We start from the raw sequence: 18,216 nt of genomic DNA on the forward strand, positions 1-18,216 counted from the left end.
CTTCTGATTAAGAATAAATAGTAATTCTGAGGAAATTATGAGGATTTTATTTTTTAGCAAAATGTCAATAGTTAATGGGCATTGGGCACTTGTACTGAGTTTCGATTTCGCGGTAGTTGAGCGAAGTCGTACCCTACGGGAAGCAAGCTACGCGTAGCGTCTCCCCTTGGGAAAAGAGAAGTATTGGGCAATAGTCATTTATTATTTCTGCATGTCCCCTCTGCTCCCCTGCTCTCGGTTGCTGAGCATAGCCGTTCGCGGAGCGTCTCGTCCCTTGCGCGTCTCCCCGAGTGAGAAGAGAGGCGTTGCTCCCTGATCTTTGGTGATGACTACCACCCCAGAGTTTTTGCAACTAGTTCCGATAGCCGCAACGGATCAAATGGTTTGGAAATTACCCCTGCGACTCCCAATTGAGAAAATTCATTTAAGTCTACTGATTGTACCTTAGCTGTTAGTAAAATTACGGGAATTTTGTGAGTAGCTAAATTAGCTTGTAATTTATGAAACAGAGCCATTCCATCTATGTCTGGCATCATCACATCTAAGAGAATAGCATCAGGATGTTCCGTTTCAGCTAAAGTCAAGCCTTCACCACCAGACAGTGCTATTAGTACTTGCCAACGCCCGATATTTTCTAAACAAGCTTTAATTACAGTACACAAATTTTTTTCATCATCAATTACTAAGACGCGTTTTGCTGGCATAATATCAAACCGGCTACAGCTGATTACTGATGTAATAATTTTTTCGTGAGATTTGTCCGTTCTAAGCGATTCAGTATCCGAGCCACCAATTCTGGTTCCACAATTGGTTTCCTGATATAATCATCCGCTCCCACAGCATAAACTTTGTATAGTATTTCTGGCTCAAAATGGGCTGAAAGAAATAATATCGGTAAGCGGCTCCAATAGCAATCATTACGTATTACCTGGCATAATTCTATACCATTAAAACCAGGCATCTCAATGTCTAAAATCAACAAATCGGGTTTAGTAGATTCTAAGACTTCCCAAAATCTTTGGGATTCCTGTAAAGGCGTAACTTGCAGTCCCCAAGGGGACAGCAAAGTGGTAACCTGATGTAGTACTAAAGCATCGTCATCCACTACTAAAATTTTGGCATCGGTGGTGGTTTGTTGGTTGAGCGCTGTGTTGACTGCGGTAACCACTTCCACAGCAGACATGGTTTTGTTTAAAAAGCTATGTGCGCCTAATCGTGCTGCTTCTACTCTGTTGGGGAGTTGATTGCTGTTAGTAAAGACAATAACGGGGATATGCGCATGGTTTTGTGTTAGTTCACTCAGCAAGGTGAAACCATTTTCCTCTTCTTCAGGAAATGATAAATCTAATAAGATAACTTCGGGGGGATTTAGGGCTATTATAGTCCTTGCTGTTTTTGGCTCTGCTGCTACCTCTACTTGAAAACCCCACAATATAGCTTCTAATTTAATCCGTTCAGTTAAGGTGGTATCGTCGTCAACAATCAACAGTTTTGCTGATGTAACTTGCGATTTGCTAGGATTAGCAGGTGAAGATGGCGCATGAAGCAATGTCTGTTTCAGCAATTTGACTAATTCCGCTAACTGCAAAGCCATACCTTGGTTTGGGCTGGTGTGCTTGTCTAGCAAATGTTCCATTTCTCGTGCGACTTTGGAACCGTCTAAATAGCCATAACAACCCAAAGAACCTGCTAGACGGTGGGCTTCTGCTTGTGCTTGTTTGAGTATGCTTTTGTCTGGAGTTTTACTTGATAATTGCGCGATCGCTTGTTCTAATAAATCATACTTTTCTGACATACTTTGCTTAAACTCGTCCCGCATCTTTGCGACTACAGCCATAATCTTGGCTTGAGCTTGTTCTGTTCGTAACAACTCAGGACTTAAATTTGTTTTTTGATCTGGCTTTTTTTGTTCTTCTTTTAGTCGGTAGCCTAACCCATAAACTGTTTCGATCAAATCTGCGGTCATACCTACAGCTTTTAGCTTCTGTCGTAAACCCTTTATGTGAGTGGTTACAGCTTCTTCTCCAGGGAATTCATCAGCCGACCAAATTCTATCTAATAAAACACTTCTACTAAATATCCGGCGAGGATTTTCGAGAAAAAGTTCTAATAAACCATATTCTTTAGGGGTTAAGTGCAGGCGCTTTCCCCCATAGGTGACTTCTTTGATATTCGGATCAAGTTGTAAGTTTTCCCAAACTAGTACTTTTGCTAAATTTGTGTTTAAGCGCCGCATTAACGCCCGAATTCTGGCTATTAACTCTGATAATTCAAAGGGCTTGATTAGATAATCATCTGCACCCGCTTCTAATCCAGTCACGCGGGCGCTGATATCTTGGTTTGCAGTCAGCATCAGAATGGGTATTTGATACCCCAAAAGACGGATTTGACGACAAAGACTAATTCCATCTAGTCTTGGCAGCATTAAATCCAATATTAACAGGTCATATTCAAATGTTTTGAGCAACTCTAGTCCAGTCTGACCATCGTTGATGGTCTCAAGCTGGTAATTAAGAGTTGAAAATGCTTCCGATAGCATTGAAGTTATCTGTTTGTCATCTTCTATTAACAGAATTTTCACAAAACTTTTCCAACCACAGGTATTGAATTTTATAAGTATTAATTTTAGCGATGAAACAGGAGAATTAGAGAACTTTGGTTTGTATCCTATTGCAGCCCTATTTGATTTGTCAAAATCCATAAGCCTCAGACCCCCGACTTCTAGAAGAAGTCGGGGGTCTTGTTGTTCACCAATAATTTTTAATTGCTAAAATATTCTTTCGTTTCACCACACACAGAGACTTTCTTGCAGCCCATTACCCGAAAGCAACAGATTTTAATTGTGGTGGTTAAGGCAAAAACCAACAACAAGTTGGTATAACTTAACATTACAAGAATTTGCGGCGTTGGTGTAAGTTTTACAAAATTTCAATAATTTTGCGATATTACAACTATTTTTGACTTTTTACTAAAGTTTGCTAAGAAATAATAATCGATTGCATTGCCTACAGGAATCCATTTTTTAGTTTAGCAAGGAAAAAAGTTTTTTGTAAAATACTCAATCTCTATCTAAACCACAAAACTGGACTCCATACGGCAATGCACATACAAGCAGCAAACAGCTTAAAACTCATCAGAGAAGCTTGTTGTATTAAGCCTGAAAGGTAGCTTGCTGTATCAGCGAATGCAAATTTGAGTTGCATATTGAAAATTAAAAATTAAAAATCACAAAAATTCTGATTTTTAATTTTTAATCACATTACACTCCCTCAAAATTAATTTGTAGTTTGTGCGGCTAGCATCTGTTTGAGCTTTTCTAATTCAGAAGCCCAACGGGGATCTGGACGAATAGCATCTGAATCAGATGATGTTGTAGTTTCCCGTGTAATACTACTACCACCACCACGGCGAGATTTCTTAGAAGATTTATCGCGGCGGTTGTTTTCTTTGGAAATGGGAGCAGCGTTACCTCCACCAGCATTCTGCACAGGCTTGGGAGCTTGTTCTTCGCTTTCCTCTCCTTTATTGCGAGGTAATGCTTTCTCTAGCTTGATGGGAGTTTCTTTGAACAACTGACCGTTATACTTTTCAATAATTTGATCAGCTTGTTCATCGTTATTGACCGTGAGAAAACCGAATCCACGACATTTGCCTGTTTTCCGGTCTTTAATGAGTTTGGTGGTGACAGCATCACCTTCGGCTGCAAAAACTGCTTGCAGTTCTTGGCGATCTATTTCTTCTTTTGGCAAATTGCCTATATATAGGCGAACGGACATGAACTATACCTCCAGAGTTGAATGAAAATGGCAAGGAGACAAAACGATCATTTGGCTGTGGCTTTTAAATACATGCTATTTAGCAAAAAATGCCATAAACCAATTTTCTTACTCAAAACTGTCAACCTATACAATACAATTTTTCGTCGGGATCAAGCTTGTTTAATACAAAAGCGTACATAACGCTATCTTACATACCACCTTAATTCTCAAAATTATAAATCTAATAGCTTACTGCTTGATCGAGTAAACCTTTTTAATTATGCACCTGTTCGCAGAATAAAAGACCATCCCTTAGATTATCACGGTATTTTCTACGTAGCTAGTTCAGCGCAGACATTTCTTGCATAGATTTTTAAGTAATTGTAACATAAAATACATTTTTTCGCAACTTGGTGATATTGGGAAACAAAAACCAGCCACTGGCTGGTTAGGTTACTGCTGTGTTGGGAGAATCACAAAGATAGATTGGCCGAAGAATTGGTAATTGATAACTAAGCTATGGTGCTGAGTTATGTTAATTAGGGAGGAATTTGTAAATAAATGTAACACTTTTTGAGAATAATTGCAATATTTATTTACATTTGTCTCCCTTGTCCTCCTTGTCCCCACACTCCCTCACCCTCTGAGGAAAATGTAAGCTCCCCAAGCTTGGGCTGCAACTGCCACAATGGTAGACCAGACTGGATGAGCGCTGTGAATGGTTTGACCATTTTGAGTTTGCAGGGTTTGGATATCAATCCAGGGGGTTGCACCTCGCCGAAACCAACCGACGACTGTAATTTGTCGGCCGATTAAGTCTTGGGGATTAATTGATGGTTTTAGCCCGGAAATGTGATGCAATTTCACTAAGCCAATGTGAGTTTGCAAAATTAAGTCTTGAGCTAGGCAGTTACCAACGCCTTGACGGCCTAATAGCTTACCAGCTAGGCAGACATTCATACTATCGATGGGGATAGCAGATGGATTGGCTAACAGGTTAGGGAGGCGATCGTCAGTTTGTAAATTCGCAGCTTGGATGTCAGGAAACAAAGAATTCATCCGCAGGATGATACCGATGCTAAAACCAATCAGCAAGCAACCTGTGATGAATGACCAATCGTCATATATCCATTTGAGGTTTAAAATCTTCAGTGCAAATGCTATTTGCCATATCAACCAGATGAGACTGGCAAACAATAAGCCTATGGGAATACCTAGCCAGGGAGCTATTTGTAATAAAAAAGGCTGCGGGTTACCGCGTAAGGCTTGTTCGCTGGTAAGATGTAGTTCTGGTTCTAAATGCCAGTGGCGGGCTATTTTACATAGGCGTTGTATGCGATCGCCAATCAAAGGATGACTGTTATTAAGTGTGAACCAACGGCGATAGGGATTAAAGTTATCCCACATCAATATTGATGAGAAGGGAATATGACCCGCCAGACTCCCCAAAGAGATACTCTGTTGATAACTTACAGGTGCTAAAAGATTCAAGCTTTCCAACTGCCAACTGGTGTGTTCTTGTTTGGCAATATCAGCAGCTACACCAATGGTAATTTTGAGTAAGGCGCGAATCAGGGCGTTAGGATTGCCGGTAATTTCTGAAGCCGTGCGATCGCTATAATAAAGCCGCAACTTCGACAACCACAAAGTTGTACCTGTGAGCAAACACCAAATTCCATAGGCGAAACTAGCCAAAATTATCGCAGGTAAGCGCCCCAATCCGGATAATTTATTTCCCCACTCCGAGAAGCCCTGATACAGCCTGTAAACAGTCATGGTTACCAGCAGTACACCAGACATGACTACAAAATCTCTCTGGATAATCTGCCCAAATTGTGCGGCGTAGATGACGGCAATTTCATCATCTGCTAGTTGCTCTAATAGCCCTTGACTAACTACAATTCGGGCATTGCGAGCGAGATTACCATAAGTCAGGGCTATGGGGGCAGCTATGGGCAAAATCCGCAGTTTGGGAAATTGCCAACCTCGCTGTTGACAAGAACGCTGGATGACGCGAATGGCTTCGCGACTGTAGTTATTCAAAATTTCTTTAGGCAACTCTTGCTGCTGATAAAATTTTGCTAAGAGCCAATCTAGTAACCAAGGTGACAATGCCATTGCGATCGCCAAGACCACAAGCACAACTACTCGGGGATCGCGATTTAATAATGGCAATGGCTCTAAGTAAGGTAGCTTAATGAAAATTTGATTGGTTAAACCCATTGCCAGCTTGAGCATTTCCTTGATTACCCAAAACAGGGCAATGAAGGTTCCTGCCGCCAGTAATTTTAAAGGTATTAAATTAAGTTTATGCAGCGGTTGCCAAACTTTAGCCCTGGCAGCATGTCGCCAATAAATGTTGAATGATTTAGCTTGTGGGCGATTGAGAGCGATTAAGCTACTTGTTGCCTGAGAAGTTGCGACATTGGGATTGTAGTAACTACTAGTGACAGTTGTAGCTGGAATCGGTGTCTGTTTTGTCTGCTGTGAAGCAGCAGGCTGCTGATGGGAATTATCTGAACGGACAATTCCCGATGTAGAATTTTTAGATGATGTGTTTTGACGTTTTTGGCGTTTTTTTAAATGTTCAAGAGCGCGTTCTGCCCACTCTTGAACTTGAGGATTAGGACTATCAAGCAGATTTTGACAAAGGGCGATCGCTTTTGAAACTTGGCCAGTGCGTGCATAAGCCATCACTAACCCTACCTGAGCTTGCAAGCCTGCATTGCTATGCTTTTGACTGCTAGCAATAGGCTCTAATTGAGCGATCGCTGTTTGATAATTGCCTTGCTTGAGAGCAGCTAAACCAGCCTCCAAAGATAATTCGGCATGAGAAGGCATAGAAATTCTGGCACTCCCATATCTTCTAATTTATCCAAGTTTGCACTAAAGCGCATAAATTTAGATACCTTCTTGTGCAAATCGCGTCCGGAATTATCCTCTATTAACGTAAGTTGCTAGTTATCTAGTCAAGAGTCAATAGTCCATAGTCCATAGTCTAATGGCAAGAAGGGGAGATGAGGGGGAAATTTCCAGTCAAAAGTAACAAGAGGGGGACAAGGGGGAGTTTTGACCATTGACCATTGACTCTTGACTTTTGACTATACTTCTGCTTTTTGTTCACCGGAATATACTGGGGCGATCGCGTTTAATTGCAACTCTGGATGGTCTCCCTGTAACTGTTGGCAATTCCATTCATTGCGGAAGAGCAATACGGGGCGACCCATGCTGTCTTTCACGGCAGTAGTATTGAATATACGTCCCACCTTATTTAACGCTTCCCAACCGCCTTCTACCCAACGGGCGACGCTATAGGGTAGCAATTCTAGCAGGGTTTCCACCCCATACTCATTTTGTAAGCGAAACTGCACTACCTCAAACTGTAACTGACCCACCGCCGCTAAAATTGGATCGCGCTTGGCTTCATCAGTGGAGTACATAATTTGGACTGCACCTTCTTCGCGCAATTCGGAAATGCCTTTTTGAAATTGCTTAAATTTAGAAGGGTTGGGGTTCCTCAGCGTCGCAAACAATTCTGGTGAAAAATAAGGAATTCCTTCATATTCCAGCTTTTGTCCGGTGTAAATTGTATCACCGATCGCAAAAACACCAGGATTATTCAAACCGATCACATCGCCCGGATAAGCTTCATCAATCGATTCTCTCTCTTGCGCAAACAGTTTTTGCGGGCGCGACAGGCGGACTACTTTCCCTGTGCGGGCGTGAGTCACTGTCATATCTTTTTCAAATTTACCTGTACAAACGCGGATAAACGCCACGCGATCGCGGTGCTTCGGGTCCATGTTAGCTTGGAGTTTGAAGACAAATCCCGAAAACTCCGGGTAGGTAGGAGCAACTTCACCTACACTGCTATTGTGGCTACCTGGTTTGAGAGCATATTCTAAAAAGTAATTCAAGAATAGCTCGACGCCAAAGTTAGTCATGGCACTACCAAAGAAGACTGGTGTCATTTTTCCCTGGTGTACCAAATCTAAATCTAGTTCCGGCCCGACTCCTTCTAATAGTTCTAAGTCGTTTTTAAGTTGATAGTAGAGATCCTGTTCTAGGAGTTCTTCAATTCTGGCATCTCCCACATCGACTATCGTATCTCTGGCTTCTCTGCTACCGTGGGCGCTACGTTCAAAGAGGTGAATTTGCTGTTTGTGACGATCAAACACACCCTTAAAGCGATCGCCCATGCCAATCGGCCAGTTTACAGCGTAGGTTTGTAATCCTAATTCTTGCTCGATTTCGTCCAATAATTCTATCGGCTCTCTCCCTGGACGGTCGAGTTTATTAATAAACGTAAAGATAGGGATACCGCGTAACTTACAGACTTCAAACAACTTGCGAGTTTGCGGTTCCAAACCTTTAGCCACATCAATCAGCATCACCGCATTATCGGCGGCGGCGAGAGTGCGATAAGTATCTTCACTGAAATCTTGGTGTCCTGGGGTATCTAACAGATTTACCTGACAGCCACGGTATGCAAATTGTAGCACTGTGGATGTAATCGAAATACCCCGTTGTTGTTCCATTGCCATCCAGTCAGAAGTAGCCTTCCGCTGTGCCCGTCGCGCCTTGACTGCGCCAGCTTCGTGAATTGCTCCTCCGTATAATAGTAGCTTTTCTGTAAGTGTCGTTTTCCCTGCGTCTGGGTGAGAAATAATCGCAAAGTTGCGGCGAAGTTCAACTGCTTTTTGAAGATCTAACTGCGGTTCGGCGGTTGACATAAGTGTATTTGTATGCTTGCTATTAAACTAGCCTAATTTTTTTCTAGGTTGGTGAGTCTTTTAATCTTAGAACAATGACGCACGCGATCGCCTTGTTATCTCACTTAGGGAAGGGGGATGAGGCGGATGTGGTTCAACTTCACGGTAATCGAGCGGAGTCGAGATTCACCAACCGGGGGATGTGGTACGGCTCATAGGTGTCAACTTAACGCGAAACCCTTGCCAAGACGTTATTTAGAATCAAATTGCCTACCATCACGATCCGCGTTACCCCACCCCAGTTTTGTCTAAAGCCAAAACGTCCCCTCCCCGTTTACGGGGAGGGGATTAAGGGGAGGGGTAAAACGCTTGTGGGATAAGCCTTTTAACTTAAGTTGACACCAATGGGTACGGCTGCGCTCACCAACCGGGGGACAAGGGAGACAAATGACTATTGACTATTGACCATTGACTATTGACCATTCCCTCAGAAAATACCAAAGAATCTATTAATTTAGATTTGAATGTATGGCTTTGTGGAACAATAGATGGCAGGAGTGCTTTGACTCATTTTTGATTTACTATTCCCCTGCAAGTTATCAGGTTCTACTACACTAAGGGTGATCTTGTTGGTAATTAGGGGTAGTAACCACAAAGCGTGCTGTAAAATTCACAGACTGAAGTCCTGACTACGAACTGAACTCACTGATTAACCATGCCATTATACCGTTCAGTTGCCGAATCTTTTAACGTCAATAGTGGTAATTGGTAACTATTAGTTTTTGTCAGGTAATTGACAATTGTTTGCTCATCTGTAAAGCAAATAATTCCTGTTCGTCCTTTATCTTAGATCGTTAGTCATTTATGTTGACTCATGACTAATGACTAATGACTAATGACCAATGACAAATGACTATTAATGTTTTTTTGTATTGTGTCTAACAGATGTCAGCCACGCTGTACAATACGAAATTGCCCCACAGCTTCATCAACAGTAGGGCAAAGGACAGTTAAGCACTGCTCGTAGTCTGTCCTAGCTGAGTAAGGTTTTTCCTTGCTTTTGTGACGCTTTATGTTGTGTCCATTTGCGTTGTAATTCTTCATAAAACTTTATGTTTCCAACTCACCGCCCCCGCCGTCTGCGAAACCATCCCCAACTGCGCCGAATGGTACGCGAAACTGTTTTATCAACTAGTGATTTGATTTACCCCTTATTTGCAGTACCAGGTGAGGGAATTGCTAATGAAGTAAAATCTATGCCTGGTGTTTACCAACTTTCGGTAGACAAAATTGTTGAAGAGGCCAAGGAAGTTTATGACTTAGGAATTCCGGCAATCATTCTATTTGGTATTCCCGCCGATAAAGATGTAGATGCTACTGGTGCTTGGCATGATTGTGGGATTGTCCAAAAAGCAGCTACTGCGGTGAAGGAAGCAGTACCAGATTTAATTGTGGTGGCTGATACTTGTTTATGTGAATACACCAGTCATGGTCATTGTGGTTACTTGCAAGTAGGTGATTTAACAGGGAGAGTTTTAAATGACCCCACCCTAGAATTACTCAAAAAAACAGCAGTTTCTCAAGCGAAAGCTGGTGCTGATATTATTGCGCCTTCCGGAATGATGGACGGCTTTGTGCAAGCTATTCGCGCAGGTTTAGATGAAGCCGGATTTGTGGATACACCGATTATGTCCTATGCGGCTAAATATGCTTCTGCTTATTACGGCCCATTTCGAGATGCTGCTGATTCTACACCGCAATTTGGCGATCGCAGAACTTACCAAATGGACCCTGGTAACGCCCGCGAAGCGATTAAAGAAATTGAACTCGATATCGCTGAAGGCGCTGATATGTTGATGGTGAAGCCAGCATTAGCATATATGGATATCATTTGGCGCGTTAAAGAAGCTAGCAACCTTCCTGTTGCTGCCTATAACGTTTCCGGTGAGTATTCTATGATTAAAGCTGCTGCTCTCAACGGTTGGATTGATGAACAGCGCGTGGTGATGGAAACTTTAACTGGGTTTAAACGTGCTGGTGCAGATTTAATTTTGACTTACCACGCTAAAGACGCAGCCCGCTGGTTAAAGTAGACTAAGTAAATAATATAGAGCGATCGCTAATCTGTGAACTAATCTCACGCATAGGTACAAAGGTGCAAATGAGTATTTTGGTATCTAGGCGTGAGATTATTGTTTTGTGCTATTGGCAGAATGTGACCATCTGGACTGAAGCGAAGTGTGGTTCAATGGGCATTGGGCATTGGTAATTTCTAGGACTATGCCTTTCAAGGTGCATAAAAATTCTCCAAATAACGCAAAAGTAAAAAGTTAAAAGGCACTCATAAAGAAAAAGAAAAATGGTGAGCCGCCTAAATTTATTTATGGAATGAAATAAAAAACTCCACCCACGCTCATTGAGTTTTTCATTAGTAAAGTTTATACCTGACATTAGACTTTTTTATCCGCTTAATAATTAGCAAAGTAAACCATGAATATTGATTGCAGAGCATGGATTTGTTTAAAGTCTGTATCTTATGCAACCAAATAATTTTTGAAAAATTTTAAGTATAAGCAACTACGATAGATGGACTATTTTTGTAACTAAATTAACTTGAGCATGAATATATTTAATCTTTGCTCATTCAGAGTACTGATGCTCATAGGTGTTAAATAATGCTTAAAAATAGAGCAATACATAACAAGAGTAGTTGAATTTTGATCGCTAAACACATCTATCAGACGACAGATTAGCAAACTCGGCATTAAGTTAAGATTTTTCTATCGCAAGTATTAGATATAAATATAGCAGCGTATATATAAAGAAATTAAATAAACATACGGTGTCAGAAAGTATATTTCCACCAGTAGATGCACAAATTCATTTGACTTATTAAATTAGAATAAAGTTTAATTAAAGTTCTTAAATGATTCCCTTAAAGTGCTAGGCACAAACTTTGAATTGATTTGCCTGTGTCTGTAAGCTTTTTTACAATCAACAACAACAAACTATGAACGCTACCACTGAAAAACGCATCGCTTTGATTTCAGTTCACGGAGACCCAGCGATTGAAATTGGTAAGGAAGAGGCTGGCGGACAAAATGTTTACGTCCGCCAAGTAGGTGAAGCACTAGGGCGGTTGGGATGGAAAGTAGATATGTTTACCCGCCAAGTGAGTGCGGCACAAGAGAAGATTGTTCAACATAGCGAAAATTGTCGCACCATCAGATTGACCGCAGGGCCTGTGGAGTTTGTACCTCGAGATGATCTTTTTGGCTACTTACCGGAATTTATAGATCATTTTTTGGCATTCCAACGAGAAAATGGCATTACCTATCAATTGATTCACACTAACTACTGGCTATCCAGCTGGGTAGGGATGCAATTGAAGAAGATTCAAGGTAGTAAACAGGTTCACACATACCACTCTTTAGGAGCAGTCAAATACAACACTATAGAAGTAATTCCGGCAATTGCAACTAAGCGATTAGCAGTAGAAAAAGAGGTGTTGGAGACAGCAGAAACTATTGTGGCAACGAGTCCTCAAGAAAAGCAACATATGCGATCGCTCGTTTCCACTAAAGGTAAGATTGACATTATTCCCTGCGGTACAGATATTCAGCAGTTTGGATCTGTCGATCGCCAAGCCGCAAGAGCTAAATTGGGTATAGATCCAGAGGCGAAGGTGGTATTGTATGTAGGACGATTTGACCCTCGTAAAGGTATAGAAACCGTAGTCCGTGCAGTCGGAGGGTCAAAATTGCGCGATTCGCAAAAACTCCAGTTAATTATCGGTGGTGGTAGTACTCCAGGTAATAGTGATGGGATAGAACGCGATCGCATCGAAGGTATTATCAATGAATTAGGCATGAACGACATTACCACCTTACCCGGTCGTCTGTGTCAGACAATTCTACCCACATATTACGCTGCGGCTGATGTTTGCGTTGTTCCCAGTCACTATGAACCCTTTGGACTAGTGGCGATTGAAGCAATGGCTAGTGGTACACCGGTAGTAGCTAGTGATGTGGGTGGACTTCAGTTTACTGTAGTTCCAGAAGAAACTGGTTTATTAGCACCACCACAAGATGTAGAAGCTTTTAGAGAAGCTATCGACCGAATTTTGATAAATCCCCAATGGCGCGATGAATTGGGTAAAGGCGCTAGAGAACGGGTGATTCGGAAGTTTAGTTGGGATGGTGTCGCATCTGATCTGAGTGAACTATACACCCAACTTTTAGAACAGCCTGTAGCAAAATCTTTAGTAGAGACATTGGAGCAAACCTTAGAAAAGCCAGCCGTACCACCTGCGGTAGAATCTCCCAAAGCAGCGGCTTTACTGAGCTAATTAGGTTCTGATACAACAACATTGAAACAGTCCTAAGACAAGAGTCATTTGTTATTTGTCCGCAAGTTTTTCGAGTATAACTATCCAAATTATTCTTGAACAACAAGATACCCAACTTCTTAAAGAAGTTGGGTATCTAATGATATTTATATTCACAAACCAAATCCGACTACTAGAGAATGCATAGACGCTGAGTGGCTTGTCGTAGACATCGCACTGGTAGTAATTTGATGACATCGACCTGTTATGGCATAACATCGCCTTGTTATATTAATACATCGACCTGTTATGGCATAACATCGCCTTGTTATATTAATACATCGCCCTGTTATGGCATAACATCGCCTTGTTATATTAATACATCGACCTGTTATGGCATAACATCGCCTTGTTATATTAATACATCGACCTGCAATTGAATTGCATCGCCCTGCATTGCTATCACACAGATCTGATCCCGTAATCCCGCCGTCACCCTCGAAGGGTAGGTGGGCTTTGTAGCGATAGCCCCAGGCTACTGGTTCCTGCGGGCGTTATTTTGGGTAAGCGAAAGAACTTGTTTGATCCCAATTGAGGGATTAGATTCACTATTCGCCAGCAACATCCTTTGAAAAGTCGCAGATCTAAATTGCATAGGTTGATAATGCTCGTGCCTTGTTAGTCGATACATTAGACCTATTGCAAAAAGCACTTTTGCAATAGGGGGAAAAGGGACTCATGTTAAAGGGGAAGGGGACAATACAGAACCTTTTCCCCTTCCCCTTTCCCCTTTTCCCGACTTATGCAAGAAGTCTATTTTTTGGGGCAAGGAAACCCGATCCATCAGGTATGGCACAATGAAGACTATACTAGCATCGACGTTTGAAGCCAATGGCTAACTGTTGTGCAACCACTAGACTTTACCGCTCTCACAGCTGCTTGTAGCGAAATCCGCAATTACTGGCTACCATCCCGAACGGAACAGGTTCACCAGCGCGATCGCTATACTATCTCAGTAGCATTACGTACTCTAAAACAGCGGGGTTGGCTAGAAATTTCTTGGCATCCCCAAGCTGCACGTATTTGCATTGGCGATCCGCCACCAAGAACACCAGACACTTTTACCTTTAGCCAACAACTTATACATCAGTTGGGTGGTTTAGCACTGATAGGCATTGAAGCGATCGCACCTTGGGAGCGTGTTATTGATTTACAATTTGCTCGTCGTCCCGGAGAAAGCCCTTTATATCACGTCTACGCGGAAATTATGGGCAAATATAGCAATGTCATCCTCACCGATGCGAGCAATTCGATTATCACCGCAGCCCATCAAGTTAGTCAGCAACAATCAAGTGTCCGGCCGATTCAAACCGGACAACTCTATGAAACACCACCCAAACTCACAGGCCCAGTTCCCAGTGTGAACGAATCACAAGAACGTTGGCAAGAGCGAGTTAGTTTAGTACCAGGAGCGATTAAGCGCCAGTTACTCAAAAGTTATAGTGGTTTGAGTGCAGCACTGGTAGAATCAATGGTGCGATCGGCAAACATAGCACCGGAAATCAATACCGATAGTCTTAGTTCTGAAGATTGGCAACGATTATTTGCCCAATGGCAAGAATGGTTAGAAGCTTTAAAAAATGAAAAGTTTGATCCAGCCTGGACTTCAGACGGCTATACTGTAATGGGTTGGGGTGGAATTAAACCAGCCAAGAACATCCAAGAATTACTCAACCGTTACTACAGCGATCGCCTCAATGAACAAGTATTTGCCCAACTGCGCCATCAGCTGACTCAAAAGCTGAATAATATTTTGGCAAAATTACGGCTGAAAGGTAACACCTTTAGCGAACGCTTACAGCAATCAGATCGCGCTGATGAATATCGCCAAAAAGCTGATTTATTGATGGCTCACCTGCAAAACTGGGAAGCGGGGATGAAAGAAATTATTATCCCAGATTTTGAGACAGGTACACCAATTGCGATCGCTCTGCAACCAGATAAAAATGCTGTCCAAAATGCCCAAGGCTTATATAAACAACATCAAAAGCTCAAACGTGCGCGGGCGGCGGTAGAACCCCTACTGAGGGAAGTAAATGGCGAAATTGAATATTTAGAACAAGTAGAAGCCGCGATCGCCCAAATCGATCAATACCAAACACCAGAAGACTTACAAGCGCTGGAAGAAATCCGCGATGAACTAATTGGACAAAAGTATCTAGAAGATCCAGAATACCGCGATCGCAGTAACAATGAAACCAAGAGCAACTTTCATCGTTACCTTACCCCCAGTGGTTTTGAAGTCTTAATCGGTCGTAATAACCGCCAGAATGACCAATTGACCTTTCGTGTCGCTGGAGATTACGATTTGTGGTTTCATGCTCAAGAAATTCCCGGTAGCCATGTGTTGCTGCGTTTAGAACCAGGCGCTGTCCCCGAAGAAACTGATTTACAATTTACAGCTAACCTTGCTTCTTACTACAGCCGCGCTCGACAAAGTGACCAAGTGCCAGTAGTCTATACTCAGCCCAAGTACGTCTACAAACCCAAAGGCGCTAAACCAGGAATCGCCATTTACAAACAAGAACGCATTATCTGGGGTAAACCACAATTAATGCTTAATGGTCAGTAGTCAGTTGTCAGTAGTCAGTTGTCAGTTGTCAGTTGTCCAGAAGGTAATAAGCATTTATTATTTCTCCTTGTCCTCCTTGTCCTCCTTGTCCTCCTTGTCTCCCTCATCTCCCTCATCTCCCTCATCTCCCTCATCTCCCTCATCTCCCTCATCTCCCTCATCTCCCTCATCTCCCTCATCTCCCTCATCTCCCTCATCTCCCTCATCTCCCTCATCAGAGCGTGAATTCTGCTGCAAGATAGAGGTTAATACCCGGAAACACTATCTTTTTTTTGTAAATTTTTACGAAAAAACTGTGTTGACTGCTACAATATTGTTAAGAAAAGTTGCCCGTTGTATTTTGGGAACGCGCAACTGGGTTTTAACTCTATTGAGAAGACAACGCGGAAAATATTTTATAGACCAGCTGTGGGAGGCTGGTCATTTTTTTATATTTATTCCCATCATGATAGAAATACATAGGTAGGGGTATAGCAAATTCCGCTTTATCTCTACGATAAATCCCTACATATCATGCTTTTAGTGAATTCGGATAACTTGTCAGCCACAGTGATTTACTGACATATTTTCAGTAATTTCCGCAATTTTTACTGGGTCTAAGTTAAATTCAGTAGACATTGTATGTCTTGTTTTCCTGAAAAGGTGTCAGTGATACTAAATTTCACTGAAACATTCAACAAATTCTAGCTTTATGAATACAAGTACTTTCATTAATTTACCTATAAATACTGAAAATAAATCGAGAATAATAGATGTTAAACTATTTTTATAGAAACACTTGATTGTATCTTCAGAGTTTTGTGAGAAAAATATTTGTTTTGTAAAAAATATTGCTAACCTCTACACAATTATTTACTTTATGTGTCAGGGTATAAATATGAAACAGGCAACATCAAGCCATGTCTAAACTATTGAAAAGTAAGGAGAAACATTAGGTGAAATGATTCCCTGAGATAAGACGAGAAAAAACGGTAACTTTGGGTAAAAAATCTCACCCAGCATTGCTGCTGGGTTTTACTATTTTTATAGTCAACAGTCAACAGTCAACAGTCAACAGTCCCTTAGAAACTGAATGTAGTTCTTAAAGCACCAATCACAACATTATCATTTTGCTCATTGTGATCTGGTGCTGTCAGCCAAATCACCCCTGGGGTAATAGTGATATTGTCGCTCAGCTTGTACTGGTAGAAAGCCTCAATGTGATACGAGGTATCTTGATCTTTAGGAAGTTGACTAATGCTGGAACTTGTAACTTTCGGTTCCATACCCAAGATAATACCAGCCAAGTTACCTGGTTTACCTAGATCGGGGAAGCCGAGAGTGACAGCATAATTCCAGATATCAACATCGCCAGTGTCAATTAACCCATCGACTGTGGATAAGCTACGAACGTTAGTGTAACCAACCCAACCACCAAGAACAAATTTCTCGCTAATCGCAAAAGATGCTTGTACACCGTAAGAATTACTAGAAGTTGGTACAGTAACAGGCTCTTCACCGCCAACAACCTGACCTAAAAATGAGCCGACGTTTGCTCTGTTACTACCTGTAGCCAATTCCTGATTGTAGGCGTTAATGTAGGTGAAGGCAACTTTCAAGCGATCGCTCGGTTTAAAGGTTAGCTGCGCCAAAGCACCGTACGCACCATTGAATAAACCATTCCCCGCACTCGGATCATTACTTGAACTAGCCAAATACCCTAAACTCAGTGCCAATTGCTCACTAAAATCATAATTGATTCCTAAGCCCGCACCATCCATCTGATAATAAATCGGGTTGCGTGTACCGAAGGTAGACAAAGCACCAAAGCTACCATCCCCATCAAAGAGATTTATGGTATCAGTAATATCATCTGCTGCCGCAGCATTAGCGAGGGCAATTACTTGTAGTTTTTCACCAATCGGAAATTGGTAATATAGTGCATCGATAAAAGCATCATTCGTACCATCCCCAGCAAAGAATAAGTTACCCTCTGGAGTACCAAGGTTGGGGCTAAGAATATTGTTCATTTGAATTCTAGTGAACAGAGTATCTTTGCCAGTAAAACTGGTGACTAATTCAACTCGTGCCCGTGCCCCAAGAGTTGTATTCTTGTCTGTAATTTCTCCACCGTTAACTTGGTTCCCTGATAAAACATCGCTAACTACAGCGATCACTTCTCCTTGCAGTTTGGTTGTAGTAGAAAATTGATTGGCTTCTAACTCCGCAGTTCTCACCTCCAAAGCATCCACACGTCCCCGTAATGTCGCCAGTTCTGCGGAGAAATTTTCTTGTAGTCTTTGCAGTGTGGCTAAATCTTCTTTTGTCACTAAGTCAGCTGTCGCAGTAGCAATCAGTTCGTTGACACGATTCAGACAAGCATTCAAACCAGCCGCAAATTCATATCTGGTCATCGCCCGGTTCCCCCGAAATGTCCCATTCGGATAACCTGCAATACAGCCGTAACGTTCTACCAACGATTGCAATGCTTGGAAAGCCCAATCTGTAGGCTGCACATCTGATAGTTGAGATACCGAGGTAACTTGAGACATTACCTGTTGTTGAGTAGTATTCTCAGTCTCTTGTTCTAAATCAGCTGCAACAAGAGGCTCACTAATTTCCCCCGCAATTGCCGCAGCACTTAAAAACAGCATTGCACTGCCAACTGCTGAACTAGTCAGCAGAGACTTCCATACTTTCCGCATTTTTTTCCTCACACCTATTGAGAGTATCTGGCTACACTACCCTGCTTTGAATTCGGGGTTATTAAAAACTATTCTCAATATCTTATCAGGAGCCAAGCTTTTT

At 41.9% G+C, this 18,216-nt stretch carries 10 protein-coding genes; 3 read left to right on the plus strand and 7 right to left on the minus strand.

What is annotated here, in order from left to right; genetic code table 11:
• Nucleotides 1-329 precede the first annotated feature (329 nt).
• From AACU32_RS31515 to prfC, 5 genes are all read right to left on the minus strand, one after another.
• On the minus strand, nt 330-704 hold the full coding sequence (locus AACU32_RS31515; protein ID WP_096605659.1) for a response regulator: 375 nt from the start codon (nt 702-704) through the stop codon (nt 330-332).
• 23 nt (nt 705-727) lie between these two features.
• Nucleotides 728-2,581 (minus strand): response regulator, encoded by a 1,854-nt coding sequence (locus tag AACU32_RS31520; protein ID WP_096605661.1) that lies wholly within the window; start codon nt 2,579-2,581, stop codon nt 728-730.
• A 694-nt stretch (nt 2,582-3,275) separates the two neighbouring features.
• Nucleotides 3,276-3,776 carry an RNA recognition motif domain-containing protein gene (locus tag AACU32_RS31525; RefSeq protein ID WP_096605663.1) on the minus strand — a complete coding sequence of 167 codons (501 nt, stop codon included), beginning with the start codon at nt 3,774-3,776 and terminating at the stop codon, nt 3,276-3,278.
• 618 nt (nt 3,777-4,394) lie between these two features.
• Complete coding sequence (locus tag AACU32_RS31530; RefSeq protein ID WP_096605665.1) at nt 4,395-6,599, minus strand: zinc metalloprotease HtpX; 2,205 nt, start codon at nt 6,597-6,599, stop codon at nt 4,395-4,397.
• Between the two features lie 260 nt (nt 6,600-6,859).
• Nucleotides 6,860-8,491 carry a peptide chain release factor 3 gene (gene prfC / locus AACU32_RS31535; protein WP_096605667.1) on the minus strand — a complete coding sequence of 544 codons (1,632 nt, stop codon included), beginning with the start codon at nt 8,489-8,491 and terminating at the stop codon, nt 6,860-6,862.
• A 1,091-nt stretch (nt 8,492-9,582) separates the two neighbouring features.
• Between prfC and hemB the strand changes: the two genes are divergently transcribed.
• From hemB to AACU32_RS31550, 3 genes are all read left to right on the plus strand, one after another.
• Nucleotides 9,583-10,563, plus strand: a complete 981-nt coding sequence (gene hemB / locus AACU32_RS31540) for a porphobilinogen synthase (RefSeq protein WP_096605669.1) — start codon at nt 9,583-9,585, stop codon at nt 10,561-10,563.
• A gap of 917 nt (nt 10,564-11,480) precedes the next feature.
• Nucleotides 11,481-12,818 carry a glycosyltransferase family 4 protein gene (locus tag AACU32_RS31545; protein ID WP_096605671.1) on the plus strand — a complete coding sequence of 446 codons (1,338 nt, stop codon included), beginning with the start codon at nt 11,481-11,483 and terminating at the stop codon, nt 12,816-12,818.
• Between the two features lie 883 nt (nt 12,819-13,701).
• A complete protein-coding gene (locus tag AACU32_RS31550; RefSeq protein ID WP_096605673.1) occupies nt 13,702-15,429 on the plus strand; it encodes an Rqc2 family fibronectin-binding protein in 1,728 nt (575 codons plus the stop codon).
• A gap of 57 nt (nt 15,430-15,486) precedes the next feature.
• On the opposite strand, the gene AACU32_RS31555 is transcribed toward AACU32_RS31550, so the two are convergent.
• Nucleotides 15,487-15,666, minus strand: a complete 180-nt coding sequence (locus AACU32_RS31555; RefSeq protein WP_339378418.1) for a hypothetical protein — start codon at nt 15,664-15,666, stop codon at nt 15,487-15,489.
• Nucleotides 15,667-16,490: 824 nt separating this feature from the next.
• Nucleotides 16,491-18,113, minus strand: a complete 1,623-nt coding sequence (locus tag AACU32_RS31560; protein WP_096605677.1) for an iron uptake porin — start codon at nt 18,111-18,113, stop codon at nt 16,491-16,493.
• Nucleotides 18,114-18,216: the final 103 nt, after the last annotated feature.

Source organism: Calothrix sp. NIES-2100 (genome assembly GCF_963875285.1).
GTDB lineage: Bacteria > Cyanobacteriota > Cyanobacteriia > Cyanobacteriales > Nostocaceae > Aulosira.

What these genes read in the sequence shown, in the direction of transcription:
- AACU32_RS31515 (WP_096605659.1), bottom strand. Translation starts at nt 704, where the DNA reads ATGCCAGCAAAACGCGTCTTAGTAATTGATGATGAAAAAAATTTGTGT.
- AACU32_RS31525 (WP_096605663.1), bottom strand. Translation starts at nt 3,776, where the DNA reads ATGTCCGTTCGCCTATATATAGGCAATTTGCCAAAAGAAGAAATAGAT.
- AACU32_RS31530 (WP_096605665.1), bottom strand. Translation starts at nt 6,599, where the DNA reads ATGCCTTCTCATGCCGAATTATCTTTGGAGGCTGGTTTAGCTGCTCTC.
- prfC (WP_096605667.1), bottom strand. Translation starts at nt 8,491, where the DNA reads ATGTCAACCGCCGAACCGCAGTTAGATCTTCAAAAAGCAGTTGAACTT.
- hemB (WP_096605669.1), top strand. Translation starts at nt 9,583, where the DNA reads ATGTTTCCAACTCACCGCCCCCGCCGTCTGCGAAACCATCCCCAACTG.
- AACU32_RS31545 (WP_096605671.1), top strand. Translation starts at nt 11,481, where the DNA reads ATGAACGCTACCACTGAAAAACGCATCGCTTTGATTTCAGTTCACGGA.
- AACU32_RS31560 (WP_096605677.1), bottom strand. Translation starts at nt 18,113, where the DNA reads ATGCGGAAAGTATGGAAGTCTCTGCTGACTAGTTCAGCAGTTGGCAGT.